22 protein-coding genes are annotated in these 23,739 nt (G+C 61.7%); 10 read left to right on the forward strand and 12 right to left on the reverse strand.

The features are described from left to right. Positions 1-32: 32 nt before the first annotated feature. From DL1_RS12215 to DL1_RS12230, 4 genes are all read right to left on the reverse strand, one after another. Complete coding sequence (locus DL1_RS12215; RefSeq protein ID WP_038066567.1) at positions 33-1,604, reverse strand: GMC family oxidoreductase; 1,572 nt, start codon at positions 1,602-1,604, stop codon at positions 33-35. A gap of 11 nt (positions 1,605-1,615) precedes the next feature. Next, positions 1,616-2,140 (reverse strand): twin-arginine translocation pathway signal, encoded by a 525-nt coding sequence (locus tag DL1_RS12220; RefSeq protein ID WP_038066569.1) that lies wholly within the window; start codon positions 2,138-2,140, stop codon positions 1,616-1,618. Positions 2,141-2,176: 36 nt separating this feature from the next. Then, entirely contained in the window at positions 2,177-2,572 is a 396-nt protein-coding gene (locus DL1_RS12225; RefSeq protein ID WP_038066573.1) for a VOC family protein, read from the reverse strand. Between the two features lie 114 nt (positions 2,573-2,686). Further along, a complete protein-coding gene (locus DL1_RS12230; protein WP_038066577.1) occupies positions 2,687-2,980 on the reverse strand; it encodes a ribbon-helix-helix domain-containing protein in 294 nt (97 codons plus the stop codon). Positions 2,981-3,254: 274 nt separating this feature from the next. Here DL1_RS12230 and DL1_RS12235 point away from each other — a divergent pair, with 274 nt between their 5' ends. Further along, entirely contained in the window at positions 3,255-4,184 is a 930-nt protein-coding gene (locus DL1_RS12235; protein ID WP_038066579.1) for an NADP-dependent oxidoreductase, read from the forward strand. Positions 4,185-4,231: 47 nt separating this feature from the next. Here the strand turns inward: DL1_RS12235 and DL1_RS12240 are convergent, their stop codons facing one another. The 8 genes from DL1_RS12240 to DL1_RS12275 form a co-directional block, all read right to left on the reverse strand. Continuing rightward, positions 4,232-5,746 carry an aldehyde dehydrogenase (NADP(+)) gene (locus tag DL1_RS12240; protein WP_038066580.1) on the reverse strand — a complete coding sequence of 505 codons (1,515 nt, stop codon included), beginning with the start codon at positions 5,744-5,746 and terminating at the stop codon, positions 4,232-4,234. A gap of 49 nt (positions 5,747-5,795) precedes the next feature. Further along, positions 5,796-6,557, reverse strand: coding sequence for an SDR family oxidoreductase (locus DL1_RS12245; protein WP_038066582.1), 762 nt, complete (start codon positions 6,555-6,557; stop codon positions 5,796-5,798). A gap of 118 nt (positions 6,558-6,675) precedes the next feature. After that, a complete protein-coding gene (locus DL1_RS12250; RefSeq protein WP_081856332.1) occupies positions 6,676-7,704 on the reverse strand; it encodes a TRAP transporter substrate-binding protein in 1,029 nt (342 codons plus the stop codon). A gap of 50 nt (positions 7,705-7,754) precedes the next feature. Beyond that, a complete protein-coding gene (locus DL1_RS12255; RefSeq protein ID WP_038066584.1) occupies positions 7,755-9,032 on the reverse strand; it encodes a TRAP transporter large permease in 1,278 nt (425 codons plus the stop codon). Next, a complete protein-coding gene (locus DL1_RS12260; protein WP_038066587.1) occupies positions 9,029-9,565 on the reverse strand; it encodes a TRAP transporter small permease in 537 nt (178 codons plus the stop codon). Before DL1_RS12260 ends, DL1_RS12255 begins: the two co-directional genes overlap by 4 nt. 4 nt (positions 9,566-9,569) lie before the next feature. After that, positions 9,570-10,727, reverse strand: coding sequence for a fumarylacetoacetate hydrolase family protein (locus tag DL1_RS12265; RefSeq protein ID WP_038066588.1), 1,158 nt, complete (start codon positions 10,725-10,727; stop codon positions 9,570-9,572). A gap of 140 nt (positions 10,728-10,867) precedes the next feature. Continuing rightward, positions 10,868-11,584 (reverse strand): FadR/GntR family transcriptional regulator, encoded by a 717-nt coding sequence (locus tag DL1_RS12270; protein WP_038066591.1) that lies wholly within the window; start codon positions 11,582-11,584, stop codon positions 10,868-10,870. An 11-nt stretch (positions 11,585-11,595) separates the two neighbouring features. Further along, positions 11,596-13,050, reverse strand: coding sequence for an FAD-binding oxidoreductase (locus DL1_RS12275; protein ID WP_143081641.1), 1,455 nt, complete (start codon positions 13,048-13,050; stop codon positions 11,596-11,598). 136 nt (positions 13,051-13,186) lie between these two features. Here DL1_RS12275 and denD point away from each other — a divergent pair, with 136 nt between their 5' ends. The 9 genes from denD (at position 13,187) to DL1_RS12320 (ending at position 23,674) form a co-directional block, all read left to right on the forward strand. Further along, on the forward strand, positions 13,187-14,170 hold the full coding sequence (denD, locus tag DL1_RS12280; protein WP_038066596.1) for a D-erythronate dehydrogenase: 984 nt from the start codon (positions 13,187-13,189) through the stop codon (positions 14,168-14,170). Then, on the forward strand, positions 14,167-15,069 hold the full coding sequence (locus DL1_RS12285) for an NAD(P)-dependent oxidoreductase (protein ID WP_281244617.1): 903 nt from the start codon (positions 14,167-14,169) through the stop codon (positions 15,067-15,069). Before denD ends, DL1_RS12285 begins: the two co-directional genes overlap by 4 nt. Then, positions 15,066-16,841, forward strand: a complete 1,776-nt coding sequence (locus DL1_RS12290; RefSeq protein WP_038066601.1) for an IlvD/Edd family dehydratase — start codon at positions 15,066-15,068, stop codon at positions 16,839-16,841. The genes DL1_RS12285 and DL1_RS12290 overlap by 4 nt, the downstream gene beginning before the upstream one ends. Positions 16,842-17,141: 300 nt before the next feature. Continuing rightward, complete coding sequence (locus DL1_RS12295; RefSeq protein ID WP_162178752.1) at positions 17,142-17,717, forward strand: hypothetical protein; 576 nt, start codon at positions 17,142-17,144, stop codon at positions 17,715-17,717. A gap of 471 nt (positions 17,718-18,188) precedes the next feature. Next, the gene (locus tag DL1_RS12300) at positions 18,189-18,878 is read left to right on the forward strand and encodes a GntR family transcriptional regulator (protein WP_245739571.1); all 690 of its coding nucleotides are present in this window, start codon (positions 18,189-18,191) and stop codon (positions 18,876-18,878) included. A gap of 223 nt (positions 18,879-19,101) precedes the next feature. Continuing rightward, positions 19,102-19,851 (forward strand): aspartate/glutamate racemase family protein, encoded by a 750-nt coding sequence (locus tag DL1_RS12305; protein WP_038066606.1) that lies wholly within the window; start codon positions 19,102-19,104, stop codon positions 19,849-19,851. Further along, positions 19,851-21,254: a dihydropyrimidinase gene (hydA, locus tag DL1_RS12310; protein WP_038066654.1), complete on the forward strand. Its 1,404-nt coding sequence runs from the start codon at positions 19,851-19,853 to the stop codon at positions 21,252-21,254. The genes DL1_RS12305 and hydA overlap by 1 nt, the downstream gene beginning before the upstream one ends. After that, complete coding sequence (locus tag DL1_RS12315) at positions 21,251-22,021, forward strand: maleate cis-trans isomerase family protein (RefSeq protein ID WP_038066609.1); 771 nt, start codon at positions 21,251-21,253, stop codon at positions 22,019-22,021. Before hydA ends, DL1_RS12315 begins: the two co-directional genes overlap by 4 nt. Before the next feature lie 33 nt (positions 22,022-22,054). After that, positions 22,055-23,674, forward strand: coding sequence for an ABC transporter substrate-binding protein (locus DL1_RS12320; protein ID WP_038066612.1), 1,620 nt, complete (start codon positions 22,055-22,057; stop codon positions 23,672-23,674). Positions 23,675-23,739: the final 65 nt, after the last annotated feature.

The raw sequence follows: 23,739 nt of genomic DNA on the forward strand, positions 1-23,739 counted from the left end.
TCTTTTTTTCGTCTTAGCGCATCCTCGCGCGATCAGATATTGCCCTTCGACATCTCATTGGAGATGAAATCGGCCTGCCGGATCGCCAAGGCCACAATGGTGAGCGTCGGGTTTTCCGACGCGCCGGTGGTGAATTGCGAGCCGTCCGAGACGAAGAGATTGGGCACGTCATGGGCCTGACCGTGCATGTTCACGACGCCATCGCGCGGGCGCTCGGACATCCGGTTGGTGCCGAGGTTATGCGTCGAGGGATAGGGAGGCGTCGGCAAGGTGCGGGTTGCGCCCACAGCCTCGTAGATCGCCTTGCCGCGCGCATAGGCATGATCGCGCATCGCCCGGTCATTCGGGTGATCAGTGTAGTTCACATTCGCGACCGGCAGCCCGTAGGCGTCTTTGACCCCGTGGTTGAGCGTGATCCGGTTCGTTTCCTGCGGCATATCCTCGCCCACGATCCACATCCCGGCCATGTTCTCGTAGTCATCCAGCGCCGAGGTAAACTCGCGCCCCCAGCTTCCCGGATCGAGGAACGCTGCCATGAAGGGCAGACCGAGGCTGAGCGTCTCCAGCTCATACCCGCCCACAAAGCCCCGCGAGGGATCATGGCGAGACTCGTCGCGGATGATGCCCGCCATCGTCGTGCCGCGCCACATTCTGACCGGTTTATCGAAGACGCCATAGACCGAGCCCGTCGTGTGGCGCATGTAGTTGCGTCCCACCTGCCCCGAGCTGTTCGCAAGGCCGTCGGGGAACATCGACGAATGCGAATTCAACAGCACGCGCGGGCTTTCGATGGAATTACCCGCGACGCAGACGATCTTGGCCTTTTGCATCTGCAGATTGCCATCCTGATCGAAATACTCGACCCCGGATGCACGGCCCTTATCGTCATGCACGATGCGCGCGACGTGGCTGTGATCGCGCACCTCAAGATTGCCCGTCGCCTCGCCGCGCGGAATGTCGGTGTAGGCAGAGGACCACTTGGCGCCCCATTTGCAGCCCTGAAAACAAAAACCCGTCTGCTGGCACGCCATCCGGTCATCATATTCGACCGAATTGATCGCCATATGGCCTGTGTTCACTTCCTTATAGCCCAGCGCCTTGGCCCCTTTCTCGAGCACCTTGAAGTTATTGCTGCCCGGCAGCCCCGGACGCCCCCCGGTGCGCGTGACCCCAAGCTTGGCTTCGGCCTTGTCGTAGTAAGGCGCAAGCTCGGCGGGATCGATCGGCCAGTCGAGCAGGTTCGCCCCGTCGACATCGCCGTAATGGGTCTTCGCCTTGAACTCGTGCTCTTGGAACCGAAGGCTCGCCCCCGCCCAGTGGATCGAGGTGCCGCCGACCGCCTTCACGATCCATGCGGGCAGACCGGAGAAATCCTTGGACACGCGCCAATCGCCACTGGTCGTGCGTGGCTCGGTCCAGGCGAGCTGGCCGAAACTGTCCCATTCGTCATTGATGTAATCCTCGGGCAGATAGCGACCGCCCGCTTCCAGCGCCACAACCTTGACGCCCTTTTGTGCCAGTTCATTGGCCAAGACGCCGCCGCCTGCCCCGGTGCCGATGATGACAACGACGCTGTCGTCGCTCAGTTCAAATTTCGCAACCATGTCTGCCTCCCTTACAGCCAGTCGATGTCGTCAAAACCGCGATTGATGTAGCCGCCCTTGGAATAGGACTCGCCCTCATAGCCAAAGACCGGCCAGATCGCTTTCTGGTTATAGAGACCCGTCACCAGACCGCCGCGGACCTTTTGAAAGAAGGGGCTCTCCTCCATGCCCCTCAGGATCCGCACCCGATCATCCTCCCAACTGGTGTAGAGATAGCTTGCAAAGCCCTTGCCACGCGCGGCCGCATCGAGGGCCGAGACGCCCATCGCGATCTCGGGCGCAGTCTCGGCGGTATCGTAGCCTTTCACCGCGATGACATAATACTGGTCTTCGATCTTATCGTGCGGATAGATATCGCGCGCCATCTGCACGAGCGTCGCGAAGGCCGTAGGCGAGATCGCCGTAAGCTCGGTCGCCCATGCGGCATTGCGCGCCGCCACGAACCCCGAGCCCACGACGAAGCTGGCCCCGGCGACGGTTGCCCGCGCCAAAAGCTGCCGTCTGGTCATCCCTTTCGGGCTTACCTTGGTTGCCATTGTCATCTCCTCCCTGATGTCTCCCTTAGGAAAAACTCACTTGAAGCGACCTTCCCGCCCGAGCACCTCGATCTGGTAGCCATCGGGATCAGCCACAAAAAAGAATTTCGCGACGGTCTCCCCAGCCGGCGCGAATTCCACGAGTTTGCGGGGCGCGAGGCCCTCGGCCTCAAAGCGCTTATGTTCGGCTTCGAGATCATCGACCGACACCGCGAAATGACCGTAGCCATCGCCAAGGTCATAGGGTTCGGTCCGGTCCTTGTTGATCGTCAGCTCAAGCTCGAAATCGCTCTCGGCATTGCTCAGATAGACGAGCGTAAAATCCGGAAAGTCGAGCCGGTCCGCCACTTCAAGGCCAAAGGCCTTGTTGTAGAACGCAATCGAGCGGTCCTCGTCGAGGACACGGATCATGGAATGGATGGATTTTGCCACCGGTTACTCCCGCTATGTTGCTGTCAGTTGTCCTGAAAGCTTAGCGGCGTGCGAAGGTGGCGCGGGTAGTAGGTCTATACTACCCTTGCAGAATGTTTGACGTCAGACTTGCGCCTATTCAGCTGCGACAGAAAGCGCCGGGCGCTCGTTTGAAATCTGTAAGAATTTCAGGCAAGAGCAGCGCAGCAGCGACGTGAAATTCGACGGTTCTCCGCGCAGTTCAAGCACTTCAGAATGCAGCGTCGAGATGAAAGTGGGCGTCGACACCCCATCGCGCGCGGCGATCTCGTCGAGAATATCCCAAAACGCATTCTCAAGCCGGATGCTCGTGCTCTGCCCGTTCAGCCGCAGCCTGCGGGTTTCACAAGAATAGCGCTCCGGGTCCTGACCGGTGAAAACATGGCACATATCGTCTCTCCTCCCCTAGATCCGATTGCCGAAGCGAACCGAAGCTCACCCGAGATTTAAGAATATGAGCAAACCAGATTGGGTCAATCCTGTTGTGCAGGCGGATACGCGCGTGGCCTGCCCTGCATGCCCATGCAAAAGCGGTCTCTCCTGAGCTCTCGCGACGCCCTGCGGAAGTTGCTTTCGCGCGCATCCGACACAGCTATGAGCGGACAGATACGACCCGGGCGTCCCATATCCGTTGGAAATCGCCCCCCATCCAGGAGATAGGTCCATGAAAGCCGCCATCATCCGCGACTACGACACCGAAATTGAGATCGCCGACATCGATCCGCCTGCGATCAGCGCCGATTCCGTCTTGATTGCCGTGCATGCATCCAGCGTGAACCCCATCGATTACATCCTGCAATCGGGCGTGATGAAAGAGAACATGCCGCTGGATTTTCCCCATGTCATGGGGTTCGACGTCTCGGGAGTGATCACGCAACTCGGCGCGGATGTCACCGGCTTCAATGTGAGCGACGCGGTCTTTGCCCGCCCCAATCAGCAAGACGCAGGCGCGATTGCGCAGATCGCCCGCGTCAAAGCAAATGAACTGGCCTTGAAGCCCGCCAATCTCAGCCACGAAGAGGCCGCCTCGGTGCCGCTCGCCGGGCTGACCGCGTGGCAGGCGCTGATCTCGACGGCGGGAATGAAATCGGGCGACAAGGTCCTGATCCATGCCGGATCGGGCGGGGTCGGCACGCTGGCGATCCAGATCGCGAAACATGTCGGGGCCCATGTCGCCACGACCTGCAGCCCCCGCAACGCGGATCTGGTGCGCGAGATCGGCGCGGATATCGTGATCGACTATCACAGCCAAGCCTTCGACGAGGAGCTGTCAGATTACGACATCGTCTTTGACATGCTGGGCGGCGAGACGCTGAACCGCTCGTTCAAGGTTCTCAAGAAGGGTGGCACCCTCGTCTCGATCAAGGGACAGGACACGGACAATCTGGCCGCAAAGCACGGTGTTCGGTTCGAATGGTTTCTCATGGAGCCCGACGGCGCAATGCTCACAGAGATCGCCAAGTTGATGGAAGACGGGATCATTCGCCCCATCATCGACCGCGTCTACCCGATGGGCGAGACGACTGAAGCCTATGCCGCGCTCAAGGACGGGCACGCTGTCGGCAAGATCGTGATCTCCATCGATCAAGAGTGACGAGGCGCCGGTCAGGCTTTGAAACCTGACCGGCGGGTTCTCGGGATTCAGGCGATATCCGCAGGCAGCACGCCCTCCGGGATATTCTGGTAGCAGACCGGACGCAGAAAGCGCCGGATCGAGAGCGTGCCGACGCTGGTCGCGCCGAAATTGGTCGATGCCGGATAGGGCCCGCCATGGACCATCGCTTCACTGACCTCTACGCCGGTCGGAAAGCCATTCGCCAGCACGCGGCCCGCCTTGCGCTCAAGCACCGGCAACAGCTTGCGCGCAAGCGCGGCATCGCCGTCCTCAAGATGCATGGTCGCGGTCAGCTGGCCTTCAAAACCCTTCGCCAGCTCGACCATCTGGCCCGGGTCCGAAACCCGCACGACAAGGCCGAGCGGCCCGAAGACTTCTTCGCCAAGCGCGTGGTCCTGCAGGTAATTCTCCGCGCTCGTCTCATAGAGGTTCGGCGCGGCGTTGCGGCCGTCCTGCTCGGTCGTCAGCACCGGGGTCACGGAATTGCGGGTGTCGAAGCGCTCTTTGCCATCGCGGTAGGCCTGCGCGATCCCTTCGGTCAGCATGACCTGCGGGCCGGAGGCCGACAGCGCCTCTTTCGCGGCGCGCACGAAAGCATCGCCTGCCGGGCCTTCTTCGACCACAGCAATGCCGGGATTGGTGCAGAACTGACCCGCGCCCATCGTCAGCGAGCCTGCCCAGCCGGTGCCGATTTCGGCCCCGCGCGCCTTCGCGGCCTCGGGCAGCAGGAACATCGGATTGACCGAGCCCAGCTCACCAAAGAACGGGATCGGCTCGGGGCGCTGCGCGCAAAGATCAAAGAGCGCGCGGCCACCGCCCAAGCTACCGGTGAAGCCCACCGCCTTGATCAGCGGATGCTGGACCAGTGCCTGCCCCACATCGCGCCGCCCGCCCTGGATCAGGCTGAACACGCCCTTGGGCATGCCGCATTTTTCAACCGCCGCCTTGATCGCCTCGGCCACGATTTCGCCGGTGCCGGGATGGGCGGAATGGCCCTTCACCACAACCGGGCAGCCCGCAGCCAGAGCGGCAGCGGTGTCGCCGCCTGCTGTTGAGAACGCCAGCGGGAAGTTCGACGCGCCGAACACCGCAACCGGGCCGATCGGACGCTGGATCATCCGCATGTCGGGACGCGGCAGCGGCTGGCGGTCGGGGAGCGCCTCGTCGTGACGACGGTCGAGATAGTCACCCTTGCGAATATGCTCGGCAAAGAGGCGCAACTGGCCCACGGTGCGGCCCCGCTCGCCCTGCAGCCGGGCCTCGGGCAACCCGCTTTCCTGCGTGCCGATCTCGGTGATCGCTTCGCCCCGCGCGTCGATCTCATCGGCGATGGTCTCGAGGAAATTCGCGCGGGTCTCACGGCTCGTATAGCCGTAGTCCCAGAACGCCTCTTCCGCCGCCGCGCAAGCCGCGTTCACCATCTCGACCGTGCCGGCGCAGAACTCATGGCTCGGCCCATGCGCGGGATCGGATGCAAACGTTTTGTCGGTGCCCACCCAGTCGCCAGCGATCAGGTGTTTTCCGTGCGGGGTGAAGGTCATGATGTCTCCTTTTGGGTTTGTCGCGGGCCAGATGCGCGGTAGGCGAAGGTTAAAGAACCGCCGTCATGCCGCCGTCGATATAGAGGATCTGCCCGTTGACGAAATCTGACGCGGCAGAGGCGAGAAACACGACCGCGCCCTGCAGCTCCTCGGGCCGTCCCCAGCGCCCGGCGGGCGTGCGGCCACGGACCCAGCTGTCAAATTTGACGTCGTCCTGAAGCGGTTGCGTCATATCGGTCATCATATAGCCGGGGCCGATGGCGTTGGCTTGGATGTTCGAGCCCGCCCATTCTGCCGCCATCGAGCGTGTCAGCATCTTGATGCCGCCCTTGGCGACCGTATAAGGCGCGACCGTCGCGCGGGCGAGATCGCTCATCAGAGAGCCGATATTGATGATCTTTCCGCCGCCTTTCGCGATCATCCGCGAAGCCGCCTCGCGACCGCACAGGAAGGCAGAGGTCAGGTTGGTATCCATCACGCGCTGCCAATCCGCTGCGCTCAGCTCCAGCATCGGGCGGCGCAGCTGAATGCCTGCATTATTCACAAGAATGTCCGGGCTGTGGCCTTGCGCGTCGAGCCGGTCGAATGCCCCGCGCACGGCGGCCTCGTCAGAGACATCGAAGGCCGCGGCGCTCACCGCATAACCTTGGGCGGCCATCTCATCGCGCGTCTGCGCAAGCCGGTCGGCATTCACACCGTTGAGCACCACATGCGCGCCTGCAGCGCATAGGGCTTCGGCGAAGGTTCGGCCCAGGCCGCGTGATGACCCCGTCACCAATGCGGTTTTACCTGTGAGATCAAATGTGCTCATCGGCCTCTCCTTGGATTTCTGTCTCAATAATGTTGGCGAGGCGGGCCGGAGGAAATGGCCCGCCTCAAGATCCGCCGAATATGTCAGGCGGACGGGGGTCTGGCTACGGCGTGCGGCGTCAGTTGCTGCTGGCGTGCTGGTCGGCGCGCAGACCGTCGAGCGTCTTTTGCACGCGGTCGATCACGTCGCCGCCGATCTCGTCGCGGTGCTTGTCATAGACGACCTGCGATTTCTCACGCATCCGGGTCAGTTCTTCGGGCGAGACCTTGTTGAACTTGATCCCGGCCTTTTCCATTTTCTCAAGCGAGGCCTTGTTGAGATCCTGAATCACCTTGCGCTCGACCGTGCCACCCTCAACCGCGCAGGTCCGCAGCGCGTCCTGCTCGTCGGGATCGAGCGTGTCGAAGATCGGCTTGGAGAACAGGAAGAGGAAAGGCGTGTAGGCGTGCTTCGTCTCGCTGATATATTTCTGCACCTCGTAGAATTTCGAGGTATCGATCGTGACATAGGGGTTTTCCTGTGCGTCGATCGCGCCGGTCTCAAGCGCCGAGAAAACCTCGCCGAAGGCCATCGGCGTTGCGTTGGCCCCGAGATTGTCGAACGTATCCAAGAAGATGTTGTTTTGCATCACGCGGATCTTGAGGCCCTTGAGGTCTTCCCATTTGGTAATCGGACGCTTGGAGTTCGACACGTTGCGGAAGCCGTTCTCCCAATAGGCGAGGTTCACAAGCCCTTTGCCTTCGAGTTTCTTATTGAGGAACGTGCCGAAATCGCCATCCATGACGGTGTAGGCTTCCTGATTGGTCTGGAACAGGAACGGCAGATCGAAGACGCCAAGCGCAGGTTCGATGCCGACGAGCGGCGAGGACGAGGTCACAACCGCATCCAGCGTGCCCGAGCGCAGCGCCTGAGTTGCCTGAAGATCGCCGCCAAGCGCGCCGCTCCAATAGGCCTGCAGCTTCATCTTGCCGCCGGTCTTTTTATCAAGACACTGCTGCATGGCGTCGATGCCATTATGCACGGGATGGTTCTCGGCGACGCCGTTCGAGATCCGGATCGTGCGATTGTGGAATTCGGCAGCGGCCGGGCTTGCGACCGCCATCATCGTGCCAAGCAGAAGCGCTGCTTTGATTGCCTTGGATTTCATAGTTTCCTCCCTTTAGAAATTAGCGTTGGCAAGAGTTGAGCCGTGACTGGTCAGTAGAACCAATGCGCTGGAACCAGCACAATTTGTGGAAAGGCCACGAGAACGAAGAGCACGAGGATCTCGGCCACAAGAAACGGCCAGACGCCCATGACGACACGGCCCAGCGGGATCCTCCCAACCCCGCTGACCACATTGAGGACAACACCCACGGGCGGCGTCAGCAGCCCGATGCAGCAATTCATGATGAACATCACACCGAAATAGATCGGATCGATCCCCGCCTTGAGCACCAGCGGCAAGAGCACCGGGGTCAGGATCAGGATCGTCGGCGTCAGATCGAGCGCGGTGCCGACGAGGATGACGAGGACCATGATGAAGGCCATCAAAAGCTTCGGATGCTCGATCAGCGGCTCGATGATGCTGCCAAGCTCCGCCGGGATATTCGCCATGGTGATGAGCCATGCCGACACCAGCGCGGCGCAGACCAGAAACATGATCGCAGCCGTCGTACGTCCCGCCGCGATGAACACGCCCGGCAACGATTTCAGGCTGAGCTCGCGATAGACGAAGAGCCCCACGAAAAGCGCATAGAAGGTCGCGATCACCGCAGCCTCGGTCGGGGTGACGACGCCGAACTTGATGCCGCCCAGAATGATCACCGGCATGCCGAGCGCCCAGATCGCGCGCAGACCGGCCCGGCCCCGCTCGCTCCAACTGGCGCGCGCGAGGGTCTCCGCATTGTCCTTTCGGGCCACGAATAGCCAGGTCACGATCAGCACCGTCCCCATCAGGACACCGGGTACGATCCCGGCCATGAACAGCTTGGAGATCGACAGGTTGCTTGCGACCCCAAAGATGATGAAAGCCATCGAGGGTGGGATTACCGGCGCGATCACGCCGCCTGCGGCGATCAGGCCTGCAGAGCGCGGCACGTTGTAGCCCGCGCGGCGCATCATCGGCAGCAAGATCGCGGCCAGCGCGGCGCTGTCTGCCGCAGCAGAGCCCGAGATCGAGGCCAAGATCACTGCCGCCATGATCGCAACGATGCCAAGGCCGCCCCGGATATGCCCGACGCAGGCAATCGCGAAGTCGATGATCCGGCGCGACAGCCCGCCTGCATTCATCAACTCGCCCGCGAGGATGAAGAACGGGATCGCGAGAAGGGTGAAGGTATTGGCACCAATCGCCATGTTCTGGGCGATGATCTGGGTGTTGAACATGCCCAGATATTCCATCAGCACGATGCCGCAGAAGATCAGAGCGAAGGCGACCGGAACGCCAATGGCCATGGCGCCGATCAGCGAGACGAGAAAGACAACAAGAGTCATGATGCGCGCCCCTCAGTCTCATCTGCATCGTGGTGCTGACCTGCGAAACGGTCGAATTCGGCATCGCTCATCCGGCCAGTCAGCAATCTGAACAACCGCTCGAGCGAGATCGCGATGATCCCCGCGGCCGTGAACAGGCCGGAGCCGTAGACGAAGCCCATCGGCATCATCGTCACTGGCGCGGCCATCGTCATGTTGATCGGGAGCTGCTTCCATGTGCCAATCAGCAATACCGCCGAACAGCCGATGATCACGACCTCGCTCAGCCCCATCAGGACCTTGCGCCCGCGCCGACCAAAGGCTGCGACCACGGTCTCCATGCCCATATGCATGTGATGGTGATGCGCCACGACCGCGCCGATGAAGGTCAGCCAGACAAAGAAGAAGCGCGACAGCTCTTCGGAGACGACGATACCGCTGTCGAACGCGTAGCGCAGGATGACATTGAGAAAGACCATCAGAGCCATGCCCGCAAGCAAGAGCGCCAGCACGATATCGAGGGTACGAAAGAAGAATTTGGTGAATTTCTGCATGCGCTTACACCCTGTCGCCAAGGCCGCGCGCGACCAGATTGGCGATCAAGGCCCGGCTGCCGAAAACCCATTCGGGACAGGCGTCGCAGCGCGCGACCCGGTTGACCAAGGCCCCCAGTCGCGGCGAGGCAATCTCGACCTCGTCGCCGGTCTCATGGGTAAAGCCCTGCCCCGGCGCGCGGCGATCCTGCACAGGCGCGAAAAGCGTCCCGAGGAACAGCACCGCCCCGTCGGGATATTGATGGCTGCGATTGAGCATCTGCCGGGTCAGCTCTGAGGGGGAGCGGCTGATCGCCTCCATCCGGCTTTCGCCCGACATCTCGAACCCGTCCGCGCCGCGCACATGCAGGCTGACGACCGCCGTTTCGACATCGGAGAGGGTGAAGTGCTCATCGAAGATCCGCAGGAACGGGCCGAGCGCGCAGGAGGCGTTGTTGTCCTTCGCCTTGCCCAGAAGCAGCGCCGAGCGCCCCTCGACATCGCGCAGGTTCACGTCATTGCCGAGCGTCGCGCCAAGGATCGTGCCGTCAGAGCGGATCGCAAGCACGATCTCGGGCTCGGGATTGTTCCAATCCGAAATCGGGTGAATGCCGATCTCGGCGCCGCAGCCGACAGAGGACATGGGCTGCGCTTTGGTGAAGATCTCGGCATCCGGGCCGATGCCAACTTCGAGATATTGCGACCACAGGCCCATCTCTTGCAGCAGCGTTTTCACTTTCGCGGCCGCCTCCGATCCAGCGGCGATATCGCGCAGGCTCTCGCCGATCACCGGGGCAAGGCGGGCGCGGATCTCATGGGCCGCCTGAAGATCGCCACCTGCGCGCTCTTCGATCACGCGCTCAAGCATGCTTTCAGCGAATGTGACGCCCGCGGCCTTGACGGCCTGCAGGTCGATCGGTGCCAAGAGCTGCCCCGCCTCACCCGACAGGAATTCCGCAAGCGACCCGAGCACCGGCAGATCCTCGCGCCGAAGACAGGTATGCAGATCGTCACGCTCCAGCAGCCCCGACACCGTCGCCGCGATCTGCGTCAGGTCGTGCAAAGCCCCACTGCGCAGAACGCACACACAGGGGCCGCCCTGAGCCTTCGACCAAACCCGGCCGATCAGCAGGGCGCGTGCTTCATCCTCGGGCACAATGCGGCCCGGTTCCAAATTGAGCATAGCTGCCAATTCTCCCTCCTTGAGACCCGATGCGGCAACTCCTCATGCCGTACGGACATATGATGTCAGACAACACTACAACTCAAAATACAACCCCTAATTTGTGAGGCTGCGGCGACTCAAATTTATGTGATGCGGGCTTAGCCCAGAAACTCGAACTTCAGGCCAACCCGCTCTGCCGAATGGACCATATGGTTCTGCATGGCCGCGCGCGCCGCCGCCGGGTCACGCGCCCGGATGGCTTCGCAAATCGCTGCGTGCTCTTCGATCGTCCAAGCGATCACGTCGTCAAGTTGTCCCTCAGCGCGGGCGATTGTGATTGCATGACTGATGCGTTCCGAGATCGCGGTGACGAATTGGACGAAATAGTCATTGCCCGTCGCCTCTGCGATAATTCGGTGAAAATCGAGGTCCGCAGTCACCCCCGACTTGCCCCAATCGGTTGCGCCTGACAGCCCGCCCATCGCGGCATCCAGCTCGGCCATCTGCGCCTCGCTGCGATGGGCCGCCGCGAGGGCTGCGGCCTCCATCTCCAGAGGCACGCGCAGCTGATAGAGATCGTTGAATGCGTATTTGTTCATCTTCTTGCCGTCTTCGAGACGGATCTGGCGCGCGGTGCGCTCCACCACGAAAGCGCCGACGCCCTGACGGGTCTCGACAAGCCCCTCGTTGCGGAGCTGCGCAATCGCCTCACGGACAACGGTGCGGCTCACGCCGAAGGTTTTGGACATAGCATGTTCGGTAGGCAACTTGTCGCCCGGCTTGAGCACGCCATCATAGATCCGCTTTGCGAATTGCGTGGCGATCCGCGTCGGCAGGTGGTCTGCGCGGGCGATCTGCTCAAAGTCGTTTTCCATCACCTATTCCTTCATTCGGCCCCAGTCCGGTCGACCCTCAGATCAAACTGACAACCGGGGTTCATCGTCGAGGCCGGATCAATCGCCCGCTTTATCCGCTCAAGCAGCTCAGAATGAACCGAAGACGCGCGCGCGGCGAAATCGGCCTTTTTGAGACGCCCCAGCCCGTGCTCTGCACTGATCGACCCGTCATAACGATCCAGCACCTCATTGAGAACTGTTTTCGCGCGATCGATCTGCTGATCCACGGTCTCGGCAGCCGCAGCGTTGGGCAGTACGTTGAGATGCACGTTCCCGTCGCCCACATGACCGTAAGAGACACAAACCGCACCGGGCAAGGCTCTTTCGACGGCAGCCTCGGCCTCGGCGACGAAAGCGGCGAGCTCCGACAGCGGCACCGACAGGTCTGTGCGCAGATGTTTTCCGCGTCGCGCCTGCCCCTCGTTCATCCCCTCACGCACCAGCCAGATATTGCGCGCCTGCGCTTTTGACTGCGCCACGACACCATCGCGGACAAGCCCCTCTTCCATCGCAAGCTCAAGGAATTGCGCCAGCAGCGCCTCGATATCGACAAGCCCGGAGCCCGACAGCTCGACCAGCGCATAGGCGCGATGCGCAGGGTCCAGCGGCAGCGCGAGATCGGGAATGCCCTCGCGCGCAAGCGCGAAAGCGGAGGCGGGCATGAACTCGAAGGCCGACATCAGGTCACAGCACTGACGCCGCGCCACCCGGTAAAGTTCGATCACGTCGTCCAGCGTATCGAGCGCCAGCAAGGCCGTCGCGACCTGATCGGGCGCAGGCATCAGCTTGAAGGACACCGCAGTCACGACGCCCAGAACCCCTTCGGCTCCGATGAAAAGCTGCTTGAGATCGAGGCTGCGATTGTCCTTGCGCAACCGGCTGAGCAGATCGAGGACGCGCCCATCCGGCAAAACGACCTCAAGCCCCAACACCAACTCGCGCGTCATCCCATAGCGCAGCACGTTGACCCCGCCCGCATTGGTCGAGACATTGCCGCCGATCTGGCACGTGCCCTGCGCGCCCAGCGCCACCGGGAAGTAAAGTCCGGCCTCGGACACCTTCGTCTTGAACGCCTCAAGCACGACTCCCGCTTCGACAGTGGCCGTGAAATCGCGGGCATTCAGGCTGCGGATCCGGTCCATACGCTCCAGAGACAGCGCGACCTGAGCCTCAGGCGCATCGGGCACCGCACCCAGCGCCAGACCGCTGCGTCCGCCTTGGGGCACGACACCAAGGCCAAGCTCAGCGCAAAGACGCACCGCCTGCGAGACCTCTTGCGTGGAGCGTGGCCGCAGCAGCGCGAGCGCCGAGCTGGTCACATCGCCATGCCAGTCTTGGCAATAGCGCGCGATCACTGCGGCATCCGTCGAGACCATGTCATCGCCCAATGCCGCGCGCAGCTGCTCTGCCGCTCCAAGCCCCTGCCTGCCCATTTCTCCCGCCATGTCGCGCTCCGATCCCTCGTTTCGTCCTCTGCCCTTGGGGCAAAAAAGATTTGCATCCGGGATATATCTGGTTATCAGACAACAATACAACATCCTTTGGAGGATGGCTGCGAATTTCTCAGGGAGGAGACACGCGATGCACGCACTCATTATTGGCGCGGCTGGAATGGTGGGCCGGAAACTCACCGATCGACTCACGGGCGGGGCCCGCCTGCAGGGGGCTGCGGTCGACCGCCTGTCGCTTGTCGACGTGATCACCCCGGATGCGCCAGAGGGCTTTTCTGGCAGCGTTCAGTGCCTTCAGGCCGATCTGTCCGACGCGGGCACGGCGGACAAGCTGGTCGCCAAGCGCCCAGACGTGATCTTTCATTTCGCCGCCATCGTCTCTGGCGAGGCCGAAAAGGATTTCGAGAAGGGCTACCGGATCAATCTCGACGGCACCCGGGCGCTGTTCGAGGCGATCCGCCACGCCAATCTGGCCGATGGCTACCGCCCCCGCGTGGTCTTCGCCTCTTCCATCGCGGTGGTAGGCGCACCCCTGCCCTACCCGATCCCCGACGACTTCCACACAACGCCGCTCACCAGCTACGGCACCCAAAAGGCGATCTGCGAATTGCTGCTGTCGGATTATTCACGTCACGGCTTTTTCGATGGCATCGGCATCCGCCTGCCCACGATCTGCATCCGCCCGGGCAAACCTAACGCGGCCGCCTCGGGCTTTTTCTCGAACATCCTGCGCGAGCCCTTGGTGGGTCAGGAAGCCGTGCTTCCGGTGCCCGAGACGATCCGGCACTGGCACACCTCGCCGCGCTCTGCGGTGGGTTTCATGCTGCACGCCGCGGATATCGATCTGGATCTGGTCGGGCCGCGCCGGAACCTCTCGATGCCCGGTCTCAGCGCCACGGTTGGCGAGCAGATCGAGGCGCTGCGCCGCGTCGCAGGCGAAAAGGCCGTCGCTTTGATCCGGCGCGAGCCCGATGCGATGATTACCAAAATGTGCGAGGGCTGGGCCCCGGGTTTTGAGGCCAATCGCGCGCGCAGCCTTGGCTTTACCACGGAAGACAGTTTCGATGCGATCATCCAAGCGCATATCGAAGATGAACTGGAAGGTGTATCTTGACGCAGTCTCTCCCCCCCATCGCATTTCTCGGCACAGGGCTGATGGGAGCGCCGATGGTTCGGCGCCTTCTGGGTGCGGGCTATTCCGTCACCGTCTGGAACCGTGCCGCCGAAAAGGCGCGCGCGCTGGTTGAGGCCGGGGCGCGCCAAGCCCTGACCCCCGCCGAAGCTGTCACCGATGCAGATATCACTTTCACGATGCTCTCGGACGGGGCAGCGGTGGCCGATGTGCTCTTCGCGCGCGGCGCCGCGCAGGCTTTGCGCGAGGGCAGCGTTCTGATCGACACTTCATCGATCTCGCCCGATATGGCACGCGATCATGCCGCCCGGCTCAATGCGCTCGGGATCACGCAGATCGACTGCCCGGTCTCGGGCGGCACCGCCGGGGCCGAAGCTGGAACGCTCGCGCTTATGGCAGGCGGACCGGCAGAGACCATCACGCGGATCGCGCCCGTGTTTGAGCCACTCGGACGTCTGACCCATGTCGGGCCTGCAGGCGCCGGGCAGGTCTGCAAACTGGCCAATCAGCAGATCGTCGCGATCACCATCGGCGCAGTGGCCGAGGCGATGATCTTGGTGAAGGCCGGAGGCGCGGATCCGGCAAAATTTCGCGACGCGATCCGGGGCGGCTTTGCCGAAAGCCGCATCCTCGAGCTGCATGGCGCACGCATGATCGAGCGGGATTTCACCCCCGGCGGCCCGTCACGCCTGCATCTGAAGGATCTCAACGGGGTCGCCGCGCTTGCCGAGGCAAACCAGCTTGAACTCCCGCTGACTGAGACCGTGCGCACGGCCTATGAAACCTTCGTCGCCGCAGGCAATGGCGACGTCGATCACTCCGGCCTTCTTCTATTTCTCGAAACGCTCAACGGCGCAACGACGCGCGAGGACCAGACATGACCACACCCAAACGCCGTTTGCGCTCGCAGGACTGGTTCGACAATCCAGACCATGCCGATCTGACCGCTCTCTATCTGGAGCGCTTCATGAATTACGGCACCACGCCTGAAGAACTCCGCTCGGGCAAGCCGATCATCGGCATCGCCCAATCGGGCAGCGATCTGAACCCATGCAACCGCCACCATCTGGATCTGGCCAAGCGCGTGCGCGACGGTATCCGCGATGCGGGCGGTATCCCGATCGAATTTCCCACCCATACGCTTTTTGAGAACTGCAAGCGCCCGACGGCGGCGCTGGATCGCAACCTCGCCTATCTGAGCCTTGTGGAGCTGCTATACGGCTATCCGTTCGACGGCGTCGTCCTCACCACCGGCTGCGACAAGACCACCCCTTCGGCCCTGATGGCAGCCGCAACCGTCGATCTGCCCGCCATCGTGCTGTCTGGCGGCCCGATGCTGGATGGCTGGCACGAAGGCGAGCTTGTCGGCTCGGGCACGGTGATCTGGCGCTCGCGCCGCAAATATGCGGCAGGCGAGATCACCCGCGACGAATTTCTTGATACCGCGCTCGACAGTGCCCCCTCCATCGGTCACTGCAACACGATGGGCACGGCCTCGACGATGAACGCCATCGCGGAAGCCTTGGGCATGTCGCTAACTGGCTGCGCGGCGATCCCGGCGGCCTATCGGGCCCGTGGTCAGATGGCCTATCGCACCGGGGTGCGTGCGGTCGAGCTAGTGCATGAGGATATCCGGCCCTCAGACATCCTCACCCGCGCGGCGTTCCTGAACGCGATCAAGCTGAACGCAGCCATCGGCGGCTCGACCAATGCGCAGCCGCATATCATGGCGATGGCCAAACATGCGGGCGTGGCGCTCGACCCCAGCGATTGGCAGACCCATGGCTATGACATTCCGCTTTTGGCCAATGTGCAGCCCGCCGGGAAGTATCTGGGCGAGCGCTTCCATCGCGCGGGCGGCGTGCCTGCGATCTTGTGGGAATTGCTGCAGGCAGGACAGCTTGACGGGACATGCCCCACGGTGACCGGGCGCAGCATGGCGGAGAACCTTGAGGGGCGCGAAAGCTCTGACCGCGAGGTGATCTACCGCTTTGACGCACCGATGATGGAGCGCGCGGGCTTCTATGTCTTGTCGGGAAATCTTTTCGATTTCGCGATCCTGAAGACCTCGGTGATCTCGCCTGAGTTCCGTGCACGCTATCTGAGCGAGCCCGGACGCGAGGGGATTTTCGAGGGCACGGCCTTTGTCTTTGACGGCTCGGAAGATTATCACGCGCGTATCAACGATCCCTCCCTCGAGATCGACGAAACGTCAATATTGGTCATCCGGGGGGCCGGTCCGCTGGGCTGGCCAGGCTCGGCCGAAGTGGTGAATATGCAACCGCCGGATCGCCTGCTCAAACGCGGTATCACCAGCCTGCCGACGATTGGCGACGGACGGCAATCGGGCACGGCGGACAGCCCCTCGATCCTCAACGCTTCACCTGAGAGCGCGGCAGGCGGCGGGCTCGCATGGCTGCGCACAGGCGACACGATCCGCATCGATCTCAACACCGGGCGCTGCGATATGCTCGTCTCCGATGACGAACTGGCTGCGCGCGAAGCCAATGGCCTGCCGCCAATCCCCGAGGCCGCCACGCCTTGGCAAAAGCTCTATCGCGAGACGGTCACCCAGATGGCAGATGGCGCGACGATCCGCGATGCCGAGCAATTCCGCCAGCTCGCAAAGCGACTGCCGCGCCACAATCACTGAGACCAAACAGAACAGGGGCCGCTCGGAACATATGAGCGGCCCCTCTTTTACCAAGATGCACCGGGCGTAGCCGATCATCTGAGCAAAACTCCAGCGGGTCTTGATCTGCCCCTTTGGACCTGACGTCTGGCAAAGGCATCAATGCCGAAAAGCGCACGCGCCGGATCACAGAGACAGAAGCAAGCAATATAGCGACATTGGGTGCCCACGTTCTGGAATACGAGACGCGGTTCGCACCCTCTAAAAAGATCTGGCAAAAGCGCGGTCCACGCTCAACTGCTGGTGCCGCCCGGATGGTCATTGAGCGTGTTTATAGCGACCAACTCGGTCACCCGGTCACGGAAATTGCCGAAGACGATTTCGCACATGCGACGTCGACCTACAAACGCGCCTGTTCTCGACTGGGCTGAGGGCCGCAAGGCCTATGGCAAGATTGGCGCATCTCGCGCAGAGCGGTGGAGCGTCGCGAGCCTCGACAACACACATGCCCCTGCAACAAATGATCCGTCGATCACCGGCAAGCGCCTGCATGTCCCGACGCAAAATGATCTAAGCCGTATCCTTCCCCTTCTGACCTTCCCTGCCCCGCAACTTGGAAAGCTAAAACTAGACCCCGCCCTGGACTATCGCCCCATCGCCCAGACCCTCAGCCACAGCGATCCGCTCAAACATGACGGCGTCGGCGGCGCCGCCTCACACTACCTGCAGTTCACCAAGGTGCTAACCGACACACGCGACCCACAGGAGGAGGCACGGGCAATGCTCGCGACGGCGCTGGAGACGGTAGAGCGGGGAGTTGATGGGCATAGAGAGGTACTGCCTGAGGGCGGGTTTCAGGTTGCCTTGGCTAGTCTCAGTCAAATGCCACAACATTAGTAGGCTCGCTGATTAGCGACCGACATACGCTAGAAGTATGAAGCGAATTTAGCCCTTCCTGAGTTCGACCCTAATCGTGCCTTCAGGCCAGCCGAGAAATTTCACCTCTTAACGGACGCTATCCTCAACCCGATGCTCGGCAGGCAATTTGGCCAAGCCAGATTTGCCTAGAGGGGGCCATCGGTCCAAGGATGATTTGCACCTTTCGGCCATGATCATGTTTAGTGGCCTTGCGCGACATCAGCCCCGCCTTGGCTGTCAGCTCGCGCTTTGAGCACGAGTGCTGCCCCGGCGCGCCGCGTGCGGATGGACTGGCCAATATCTGCGCTGGCATTTGAGGCGCCTCCCCCCGCAGGACGCCCCAAGGTCACTGCGCACGCCCCCCGACATCTCCGTGCATAAACGACGCTAGAGACCTCGGGACAGATCGGTATAGATTGCCCAAAGACTGTCCGATTAAGGAACCCTGTGATGATGCCTTCCGATGACGAGCGCGATGTGATGCCAGCCCCCTCACCGCGGGCTGCTGCTGAATCTGTGGCCGCAGTATTGCGCGCGCGCATCATCAAGGGCTCTTTGGCCCCCGGTGCACGTATTGTCGAGCGCAAGCTTTCGGCGGAGTTGGATGTGTCGCGCACCCCGGTCCGCGAAGCGCTCAAACTGCTGCAACTGGACGGGTTGGTCGACATCTCGCGCAACAGTGGGGCGCGGGTGATGCAATATTCGCCCGATCAGCTGATTGCCCTGTTCGAGGTGATTGCCGCGCTTGAAAGCCTAGCCGCGCAACGCTTCGCCGCGCGCATCACCCCCGAGGAGCTTGACGATCTGGAAGAACTGCATGACACCATGCTGGCCTATTACAAGATCGGCAATACGGAAGATTATTTCGAATGCAACTCGGCCATTCATGATGCGGTGATCGCAGGCAGCCACAATCCGATCATCCATGAGGCCCATCAACGGCTGATCGCACGCACCCGGCAGGGGCGGTTTACCGCGATCATGGATCCGCAACGCTGGGCGCAATCCGTGGCCGAGCATGAGGGGTTGATGGAAGCCTTGCGCAACCGCGATGGTGAGGCGGCCGGCGCGATCTGGCGCACCCATCTGCTCAATACCGGAAAATCCAGCGCACAGGTTTTGCGAAACAGCGCATCGTGACCAAATGCCAGCGTGGGCAAACTGATCAGTTACAAAATGGCATTCCATTTTGTCCTATTCGCGCCATTCCTGTGCGCAGGCGCCTCTCTGTAGCGCTCAAATTTCACGCACCCACTAAAAAATACATGTTTTTGAGGTAATCCGTCCCAGCTTCAGTTGCTTCGGCACAGATCAAAATGGCATTCCATTTGAAAGATGCCCAAGTTGAACGGAAGAAACCTGTATGCGCCTGCTTCTTGTGAACCCCAATATGACGGTGGCGATGACCGAGCGGATGACCGGCCTCGCCACAGATTTGGCGGACGGGCGAGCGCAGATCGTCCCGCTGACGGCACCGCGCGGTTTTCCCTACATCGCAAGCCGGGCCGAAGCGCAGATCGCAGGCGCCTTGGCGCTGGAGATGATCGCCGAGCACAGCGCGGGAGCGGATGGCGCGATCATCGCCGCTTTCGGGGATCCGGGGCTTGTGGCCGCGCGGGAGCTGTTCGATTTTCCTGTGGTCGGCATGTCTGAAGCGGCCATGATGACAGCGGCGCTTCTGGGGGATCGGTTCTCTGTGATCACCTTCAGCCCGGAAATGACGCGGTGGTATGAAGATTCCATTGCCACCAGCGGCTTGCAATCGCGCAGCTGTGGCGTGCGCGCAGCCCAGCTGTCCTCGGGCAATGTGGCGACCGCCCGCGAGGAGACCCGTGCCCAGCTCATCGCCTTGGCCCGCGCCAGCTGCGAGGAAGACGGGGCGGATGTAATCATACTGGGCGGGGCCCCTTTGGCTGGTCTGGCTGCGGAAATTGCCGCCGAGGTGCCCGCACTGGTGGTCGATCCGATCTCGGCGGCCACCGCTCAGGTCATGGCTTTGGCCACGCTGAAGAGCGGTCTCAACTATACCGAACGGCGCAACCGGCCCTGCGCGAAACCCTCAGTCGGTCTGAGTGCGCCACTGCGCGCGATCATCGCACAGGGGGCCATATGATAACATTTGACACCGTGATCCGAGGCGCGCGCGTGGTGACGGCTGCCGATACAGGCGTTGCAGATGTTGGCATTCGCGACGGCCAGATTGCAGCCCTTGGGATGCAGCTGCCCGCTGGCCGTGAGGAAATCGACGCCCATGGGTTGATCGCCCTGCCCGGCGGCGTCGACAGCCATGTGCATATCGCACAACCCTCTGGCGAGGGGATCGAGATGGCGGATGATTTCGCGTCGGCCACCGCCTCGGCAGCCTGTGGCGGCAACACGACGGTACTGCCCTTCTGCCTGCCCAAGCCGGGCATGTCGCTGCGCGAAGCGGTGCAAGACTACCACGCACAGGCCAAGGATCAGTGTCACACCGATGTCTCCTTTCATCTGATCGTCAAGGATGTGGATCCCCAGACACTTGGGCAGGATCTGCCCGCGCTGATCGAGGCCGGTCACAGCAGCCTGAAAGTCTTCATGACCTATAAGGGTCTCGCGCTGAGCGATCGGCAGATCCTTGATGTATTTGAGGTGGCCAAACGTCATGACGCGCTGGTGATGGTGCATGCCGAGAATGAAGATGCGATCGAATATCTGCGCGACCGCGCCGAGGCGCAGGGGAACACCGCGCCGCTATACCACGCGCGCACCCGCCCCTTGGCGGTCGAGCGTGAAGCCACCCATCGCGCCATTGCGTTGGCCGAAATCGCGGGCGTACCGCTGACAATCGTCCATGTGTCCAATGGCGAGTCGATGGAAGAAATTCGACATGCCCGCGCGCGCGGCAGCCTCGTTTTTGCCGAGACCTGCCCGCAATATATCACGCTGAGCGCTGCGGATCTGGATCAGGCGGGATTTGAGGGAGCGAAATATGTCTGCTCGCCACCGCCCCGCGACACAACCGAACAGGCCCGCATCTGGGCGGGGCTGGAACAGGGCGTGTTCGATCTGTTCTCCTCGGATCATTGCCCGTTTCGTTTTGCCGACAGCGCAGGCAAGGATGCCCCCGGCGCGCGCGCCTCGTTTCGCAACATCCCCAACGGAATACCCGGCGTTGAGACCCGCTTGCCAATCTTATTTTCTGAAGGTGTGGTGAAGGGGCGTATCTCGTTGCAGCGCTTTGCGGCGCTCAGTGCCACGAACCATGCCCGTCTTTATGGGCTGGCGCCGCGCAAGGGCTCTATCGCCGTGGGCGCAGATGCCGATATCGCGCTTTGGGATCCGACCTTGCGCCGCACCATCCGACAGGCTGATCTGCACCACGGGTCCGATTACACCCCGTGGGAGGGCTTTGAAGTCACCGGATGGCCCGTGCGGACCTTATTGCGCGGGGTCTCGGTGATGATTGACGGCGCCCTGACCGGTACGCGCGCGGGTGGCACCCATATCGCGCGCGGCAAACCGGAGATCCGGCTATGAGCTTGTCGCGCACGAAACCGGTCCGGCTGGGCATGTTGACGCCCTCTTCCAACACCGTGCTGGAGCCCTATACCTCCGCCATGCTGAGTGCGTTAGGCGATCAGGTCACCGCGCATTTCGGACGCTTTCGCGTGGTCGAGATTTCGCTGTCGCGCGCCAGCCAAGACCAATTCCACACCGCCCCGATCCTAGAGGCGGCCGAGCGTCTGGCCGAGGCGCAGGTTGATGTGATCGCGTGGAATGGCACCTCGGCGAGTTGGCTGGGACTTGAGCAGGATCGCAACCTTTGTGCCCAGATCGAGGCCAAAACAGGGGTGCGTGCCAGTTCAACGATCCTGGCCTATGACGCCTTGCTGCGCGGCATGGGTGTGACCCGCCTGGGCTTGGTGACGCCCTATCTAAGCGAGATACAAGACCGCATTATCGCCAATTTCGATCAAGGCGGCATTCAAGTCGTAGCGGATGAACGCCTTGAAGATAAGGGGAATTTCTCGTTCGCAACCTATGGCCCCGCGCAGATTGAGGGCTTGTGTGACACTGTAGCCCTAGCACAGCCCGAAGCCATCGCCGTTTTGTGCACGAACTTCCGTGGTGCGCCGATTGCCCAAACATTCGAGACGCGGACCGGCATCCCACTTCTGGATTCGGTATCCGTGACGGCCGCGCATTGCCTTGCGCTGGCCGGGCGTGACCCCGCTGACATCACCGGTTGGGGCAAGGTCTTTGCCCTCACCTCGGACCTGCACGGTTCCAATAACAAGACATAAACCGACATCCTTCCAACACGGAGACCTCCACGCATGACTATCTCCTCCCTTTTGACCCCCCGCCGCATCGCGGTGGGCGCCCTGTGCGCCCTTATGCTGAGCACCGCAGCCCCCACGCTGGCCAAAACCCCGAAAGACGTGCTCGTCGAAGTGGGCGAACATGGCCCCAATTCGCTCGATCCGATGGCGCCTGCCGCCAATGAGTTGAGCCAGATGGTCGCCTGGCAAATTTACGACCGGCTGGTGACACATGGGCTCAAGACATTGCCCGACGGCAAGACTGTATATGACGCGACCAAGATCAAACCAGAGTTGGCCACCAGTTGGAACATCAACGCAGACGGCACGGAAATGACCTTCCATCTGCGCAAAGACGCCACCTTCCATGATGGCAGCCCGGTGACGGCTGAGGATGTGAAATGGTCTTTCGACCGGGCTGTGGCTGCGGGCGGCTTCCCGACGGTCCAGATGGCGGCGGGCTCGCTGACCGACCCCAACATGTTCACCGCGGTGGATAAATATACCTTCAAGATCACCTTGCCCAAAGCCAACAAGCTGACCTTGCCCGATCTGGTCGTGCCGGTGCCCAATATCGTGAACAAAAAGCTCGCGCTTGAACATGCAACCAAGGATGACCCCTGGGCGCTGGATTGGACGCGCAAGAATGACGCAGGCGGCGGCCCGTTTGAAGTCACCAGCTGGAAGCCCGGCAACCAGATCGTCTTCACCCGGTTTGACGATTGGAAATCGGGCGACATGCCGCAGATGAAGCGGGTCGTCTATCGTGAAGTCGGCTCTGCCGGGACGCGCCGCGCCTTGCTGGAAAAAGGCGATGTCGATGTCTCGGTCGGTCTGCCGCCCAAGGACTATGCCGAGATGGCCGAGGCCGGTAAGGTCAAGGTGATCGGCACGTTGATGCAAAATGAGATGTTCTACGTGGATCTCAACGTGACGATGAAGCCGTTCGACAACAAGAAAGTGCGTCAGGCGCTGGCCTATGCCCTGCCCTATGACGCGATCATGTCGCAGGCGCTGTATAACCGGGCCGAGCCGATGTATGGCGCGGATGCCGCCAAAGGCTACGCCCCCAAATGGCCGGTTGCCTCGCCCTATGATACCGATCTGGACAAGGCCAAGGCGCTGCTGGCCGAGGCGGGCCTGAGCGATGGCTTCAAGACCGATCTATACATCGACATGAGCCAGACCACCGTGCAGGAGCCGATGGCTTTGCTGATCAAAGAGCAGCTTGCGAAGCTGAATATCGATGTCACGATCCATAAAGTGCCCGGCTCGGACTGGTTCGCCAAGATGGGGTCGAAATCCATGCCGATGGATATCAACTACTTCTATGGCTGGCTCGATTATCCGGAATATTTCTACTTCTGGACCTATGACGGCAAGAACAACGCAGTGTTCAATACGCCCAATTACAACAATCCCAAGCTGGACGCCTTGACCGAAAAAGCCCGCTTTCTGGATGGGGGCCCAGAATATGACAAGACGATCTCGGCGATGAATGCGATCGTGATGGAGGACGTGCCGCGGATCCCGGTAGCCCATCTCTATTCCGACATTGCGATGCAGCCAAATGTGGACGGCTATGTCTATTGGTTCCACACCAATTTGGATTATCGCTTTATCACCAAGCACTAGCCGCCAAGGCGGGGGGCCGGGTTTCGACCGGCTTCCCGCCCCTACCCGTACTTCTCTCCCCTCCT

The sequence above is a fragment of the Thioclava dalianensis genome (assembly GCF_000715505.1).
In the GTDB taxonomy this organism is placed as follows: domain Bacteria; phylum Pseudomonadota; class Alphaproteobacteria; order Rhodobacterales; family Rhodobacteraceae; genus Thioclava; species Thioclava dalianensis.

Coding starts and splice junctions, on each gene's coding strand:
- DL1_RS12215 (WP_038066567.1), bottom strand. CDS start 1,604: ATGGTTGCGAAATTTGAACTGAGCGACGACAGCGTCGTTGTCATCATC.
- DL1_RS12220 (WP_038066569.1), bottom strand. CDS start 2,140: ATGGCAACCAAGGTAAGCCCGAAAGGGATGACCAGACGGCAGCTTTTG.
- DL1_RS12230 (WP_038066577.1), bottom strand. CDS start 2,980: ATGTGCCATGTTTTCACCGGTCAGGACCCGGAGCGCTATTCTTGTGAA.
- DL1_RS12235 (WP_038066579.1), top strand. CDS start 3,255: ATGAAAGCCGCCATCATCCGCGACTACGACACCGAAATTGAGATCGCC.
- DL1_RS12240 (WP_038066580.1), bottom strand. CDS start 5,746: ATGACCTTCACCCCGCACGGAAAACACCTGATCGCTGGCGACTGGGTG.
- DL1_RS12245 (WP_038066582.1), bottom strand. CDS start 6,557: ATGAGCACATTTGATCTCACAGGTAAAACCGCATTGGTGACGGGGTCA.
- DL1_RS12250 (WP_081856332.1), bottom strand. CDS start 7,704: ATGAAATCCAAGGCAATCAAAGCAGCGCTTCTGCTTGGCACGATGATG.
- DL1_RS12255 (WP_038066584.1), bottom strand. CDS start 9,032: ATGACTCTTGTTGTCTTTCTCGTCTCGCTGATCGGCGCCATGGCCATT.
- DL1_RS12260 (WP_038066587.1), bottom strand. CDS start 9,565: ATGCAGAAATTCACCAAATTCTTCTTTCGTACCCTCGATATCGTGCTG.
- DL1_RS12265 (WP_038066588.1), bottom strand. CDS start 10,727: ATGCTCAATTTGGAACCGGGCCGCATTGTGCCCGAGGATGAAGCACGC.
- DL1_RS12270 (WP_038066591.1), bottom strand. CDS start 11,584: ATGGAAAACGACTTTGAGCAGATCGCCCGCGCAGACCACCTGCCGACG.
- DL1_RS12275 (WP_143081641.1), bottom strand. CDS start 13,050: ATGGCGGGAGAAATGGGCAGGCAGGGGCTTGGAGCGGCAGAGCAGCTG.
- denD (WP_038066596.1), top strand. CDS start 13,187: ATGCACGCACTCATTATTGGCGCGGCTGGAATGGTGGGCCGGAAACTC.
- DL1_RS12290 (WP_038066601.1), top strand. CDS start 15,066: ATGACCACACCCAAACGCCGTTTGCGCTCGCAGGACTGGTTCGACAAT.
- DL1_RS12300 (WP_245739571.1), top strand. CDS start 18,189: ATGATGCCTTCCGATGACGAGCGCGATGTGATGCCAGCCCCCTCACCG.
- DL1_RS12305 (WP_038066606.1), top strand. CDS start 19,102: ATGCGCCTGCTTCTTGTGAACCCCAATATGACGGTGGCGATGACCGAG.
- DL1_RS12315 (WP_038066609.1), top strand. CDS start 21,251: ATGAGCTTGTCGCGCACGAAACCGGTCCGGCTGGGCATGTTGACGCCC.
- DL1_RS12320 (WP_038066612.1), top strand. CDS start 22,055: ATGACTATCTCCTCCCTTTTGACCCCCCGCCGCATCGCGGTGGGCGCC.